The sequence below is a fragment of the Hydrogenophaga sp. genome, from assembly GCF_041633695.1.
In the GTDB taxonomy this organism is placed as follows: Bacteria; Pseudomonadota; Gammaproteobacteria; order Burkholderiales; family Burkholderiaceae_C; genus Hydrogenophaga.
In genome coordinates this window covers 1-3,205 of sequence record NZ_JBFJMY010000462.1, presented here as the reverse complement: position 1 = coordinate 3,205, position 3,205 = coordinate 1, and the positions used below count along the sequence as shown (strand labels likewise).

Here is a 3,205-nt window from a genome sequence, read left to right as displayed (position 1 = left end):
GACGATGAGGACACGGTCCGCACCTCCGCCGTCACGGCGCGCAAGCGGTTCATCAAGCGTGCGCCAGCGCTGCTGTCCATGCCGTTGATCCAATAGGTGCCCAGTTCTCTGGCCTGGTTGAACACCGAATCCAGTTTGTAGACCTCGCTCGCGGTCCATTGCGTGGTCACCCGCTTCAGCTCGACCGGGCTGATGCCGTCGCGGGCAATGCGCGCCACCTCGGCCTGCAAAGCACTGGCGGCCCGCTCGGGCGCCGTGCCAGAAGTGGGCACGGCGGTGAGCAGGAACAGCGCGGGGCCTCGCCCCAGCAAGCTGCTGGAGGCGCCCGCGCTGTCGGCCAAGCGTGCGCCCGTGGCGGCACCGTCCACCCGGCCCTGCACCAGGGCGCGCTCCAGCCGGGCACCGCTGTAGCCATCGAGCACCGCCGCCAGCACCGCCAGGGCCAGCGCGTCCTGGCTGTCCGGATCGGCCGCGTCGGGGTCGGTGAAGCGCGGCGCCTTGTAGGCCAGCGCCACCACCGACTGTTCGGCCACGGCGCGGTACTCCAGCCGGCGCGGCCCATGCTGGCGCGGTTCGTCGCGGGGTTTGCGCGTGGGCACGGGCCGCGCGGCGATAGCGCCGTAGTACCGGTCGGCCCAGGTCTTGACCTGCGCCACGTCCACATCGCCCACGATCACCACGGCGGCATTGGCCGGGCTGTACCAGCGCTGGTAGAACGCACGGGCGTCGTCCGGCGTCATGGCCTTGAGATCGCTCTCCCAGCCGATGACAGGCCGCCGGTACGGGCTGGCCACATAGGCCATGGCGTTGAGCGCGTCAAACAAACGCGCCCGGGGAGATGCCTCGGTGCGCTGGCGGCGCTCTTCGTGGATCACCTCGATCTCGCGCACAAACTCGTCATCGCTCCATTGGTTGTGGGCGAAGCGGTCGGCCTCCAGCGCCATCATGGCTTCGAGCTTGGCCGCCGGTATCTGCTGGTGATACGCGGTGGCGTCGCGGCTGGTGAAAGCGTTCTCGCGCCCGCCTAGAGCCGCCACGCGGCGCGAGAACTCGCCCGGCGGCACGCTGGGCGTGCCCTTGAACATCATGTGCTCCAGCACATGGGCCACACCCGAAGTGCCGTCCACCTCGTCCATCGAGCCCACCCGCACCCACAGCATGTGGGCCACCGTGGGTGCGCGGTGGTCGGCCTGCACGATCAGCGTCATGCCATTGGCCAGCGTGAAGGTCTGGGCGTGCGTGGCCGCAGCCACCGCGGGTGCTTGGGCCAGCGCGCTGCCCAGCTGCATCAGGATGGCCGCCAGCAGCGCGGGCACCAGGGGTATGTTTCGTTTCATAGAATGCAATGGATTCTAGAGATAGCCAAATGTTCTCGTTCTTCCGAAAAAAACCCCCAACCCCTCCCGCCACACCGGCACCCGTCCACGAACCCGCCCCCCTGACACCGGGGCTGCCACCGGCCGAACCCGCTCGGGTGGACAGCGCCCCGGCTCTTGCACCCGCACCCACAACTGCGCCAGCGCCAGCGCCCGTTGAGGCGCTAGTGCAAGATCCCAAGCCAATCGCTGCTGCGCCTCAGGCGGTTGAAAAATCCAGCAGCGAGGCGGTGCCCGCTGTGGCGCCGCGCCTGAGCTGGATCGACAAACTCAAGGTCGGCCTGCGCAAAACCGGCACCGGCTTGACCACCGTATTCACCGGCACCCGCATCGACGAGGCGCTGTACGAAGAGCTGGAAACCGCGCTGCTCATGGCCGATACCGGCGTGAAAGCCACCGAACACCTGCTGGCCGACCTGAAAAAGCGGGTGAAAGACAGCAGAACCACCGACCCGGCCGCCGTCAAAGGCCTGCTGGCCGATGCCATGGTGGCCTTGCTCGCCCCCTTGCAAAAGCCGCTGCAGATCGGCGAACACAAGCCCACGGTGATCATGGTGGCGGGCGTGAACGGCGCGGGCAAAACCACCTCCATTGGCAAGCTCACCCGCCACCTGGCCGACGCCGGTGCCACGGTCTTGCTGGCCGCCGCCGACACGTTCCGTGCCGCCGCGCGCGAGCAGCTAGCCGTCTGGGCCGACCGCAACACGGTGGAAATCATCACGCAACAAGGCGGCGACCCCGCCGCCGTGAGCTTTGACGCCGTGACCGCCGGCAAGGCAAGGGGCCGCGACGTGGTGCTGGTCGATACCGCCGGGCGCCTGCCCACGCAACTGCACCTGATGGAAGAGCTGCGCAAGATCAAGCGCGTGGTGCAAAAGGCCGATGCCACGGCGCCGCACGAGGTACTGCTGGTGATCGACGGCAACACCGGCCAGAACGCGCTGGCGCAGGTGAAGGCCTTCGACGAAGCGCTGGGCCTGACCGGCCTCATCATCACCAAGCTCGACGGCACGGCCAAAGGCGGTGTGATCTGCGCCATCGCGCGCGAAAAACCGGTGCCGATCTACTTCATCGGCGTGGGCGAAAAACTGGAAGATCTGGAAACCTTTGACGCGCGGGAATTTGCGCAGGCCTTGCTGGCTTGAAGAAATAGCCCCCACGCTCCGCCGCTGCGCGGGTCGCTGCCCTTGTTCAAGGGCAATTCGGCCTGTGACAATTTTTCGCCGTAGGCCGATGGTTGTTTGCGCAATAGGGTCGCGGGTCGGTATTGCGGGGCCTCTTGCTGGTCAATGGAACCGTTTGTTTGGATCACGGCCTATGTCCGGTCGAGGCTGACTGCAGCCGGTCAGGTTTTGCAGCCCAATGACAGCCGCCGCAGAAACCTGCCATTCGTAATCCTGCGAGGCGGTCGACCGCTGTACATTCGGCAGCGGCCACTCATCAGCGATGGGCCGCACCAGGTGCCGAGCGTCTCCTACACGCCAAGGCGACCGGCTCTTCGCGACCCACTTCAGTCCTTCACCCCTGAGTCCCAGAGCAGTCCTTCTTGGCTCGAACGGTTGGTATCGGAGGGGTGTCTCGCGATATGCGGGCTATAGTGCAAATATTAAATGGGTTCGCCGACTCGGTCCAGTCAGCGTCCCGCGCCGCGGAATGGCAGCAACAGGTGCACGAACTTTGTCAGACCTGTTATCCCTGGTCCTGCTCTTGTGACCTGCCCCCCACCAGCCGTACCAGTCTGAAGTTAGTGAAGTCCGTCAACCACCAGGAGAATGACGGACATGAAGAAGAGCAGATTCACCGAGGAACAGATCATCGGCTTCCTCAAG

General features: G+C 65.9%; 2 protein-coding genes. One reads left to right on the top strand and one right to left on the bottom strand.

Annotated elements, in window-relative coordinates; translation table 11 throughout:
• On the bottom strand, positions 1–1,337 hold a 1,337-nt coding region (locus ABYB95_RS20115), incomplete at its 3' end, for a M16 family metallopeptidase (RefSeq protein ID WP_372661022.1).
• A 29-nt stretch (positions 1,338–1,366) separates the two neighbouring features.
• Here ABYB95_RS20115 and ftsY point away from each other — a divergent pair.
• A complete protein-coding gene (ftsY, locus tag ABYB95_RS20110) occupies positions 1,367–2,521 on the top strand; it encodes a signal recognition particle-docking protein FtsY (protein ID WP_372661019.1) in 1,155 nt (384 codons plus the stop codon).
• Positions 2,522–3,205 lie beyond the last annotated feature (684 nt).

Excerpts from the sequence above, each read along its gene's own strand:
- ftsY (WP_372661019.1), top strand. The coding sequence starts at position 1,367 with ATGTTCTCGTTCTTCCGAAAAAAACCCCCAACCCCTCCCGCCACACCG.